Source organism: Cupriavidus basilensis (assembly GCF_029335485.1).
GTDB classification, from domain to species: Bacteria; Pseudomonadota; Gammaproteobacteria; order Burkholderiales; family Burkholderiaceae; genus Cupriavidus; species Cupriavidus basilensis_E.
The window spans coordinates 1-968 of record NZ_JARJLM010000721.1; the positions used below are offsets into that span (position 1 = coordinate 1).

Genomic DNA, 968 nt, shown 5'->3' on the forward strand with positions numbered 1-968 from the left:
TTCCTCTCCGAGAACGACGGCTTCGCCGAAGCCTGCGCCGAGGCCGGCCTGGTTTTCATCGGCCCGCCGGCTTCCAGCATCCGCGCCATGGGCAGCAAGAGCGCGGCCAAGCGCCTGATGGAGCAGGCCGCGGTGCCGCTGGTGCCGGGCTACCACGGCGAGGACCAGGACGCCGCCCTGCTGCGCCGCGAGGCCGACCGCATCGGCTACCCCGTGCTGCTCAAGGCCAGCGCCGGCGGCGGCGGCAAGGGCATGCGCGTGGTGGAAGCGGGCGAGGCCTTCGAGGCCGCGCTGGCCTCGGTCAAGCGCGAGGCATCCGCCAGCTTCGGCGACGACCGCGTGCTGGTGGAAAAATACCTGACCCGCCCACGCCACATTGAAATCCAGGTGTTCGCCGACACCCACGGCAACTGCGTCTACCTGTTCGAGCGCGACTGCTCGGTGCAGCGCCGCCACCAGAAGGTGCTGGAAGAAGCGCCGGCGCCGGGCATGAGCGAGGCGCGCCGGAAAGCCATGGGGGAGGCCGCCGTGGCTGCCGCGCAGGCGGTGGGCTACGTCGGCGCGGGCACGGTCGAGTTCATCGCCAACCAGGACGGCTCCTTCTACTTCATGGAGATGAACACCCGCCTGCAGGTGGAGCATCCGGTCACCGAGATGATCACCGGGCAGGACCTGGTGGAGTGGCAACTGCGGGTGGCGTCGGGCGAGCCGCTGCCCCTGACGCAGGATCGGTTGCGCATCCACGGCCACGCGCTGGAAGCCCGCGTCTATGCCGAGAACCCCGACAAGCAGTTCCTGCCCTCCACCGGCACGCTGCGCTACCTGCGCACCCCGGCGGCGGTGACGTTCGAGCGCGGCCACGACGACCACGGCCCGGCCGGCGTGCGCATCGACTCCGGCGTGCGCGAGGGCGATACCATCAGCCCGTACTACGATCCCATGATCGCCAAGCTGATCGTGTGGGGCCG

At 70.5% G+C, this 968-nt stretch carries 1 protein-coding gene; it reads left to right on the plus strand.

All coding sequences use genetic code 11. From position 1 onward, the window contains the following. A partial coding sequence (locus tag P3W85_RS44635) for an acetyl-CoA carboxylase biotin carboxylase subunit (protein ID WP_276269537.1) occupies positions 1 to 968 on the plus strand: 968 nt, incomplete at both ends.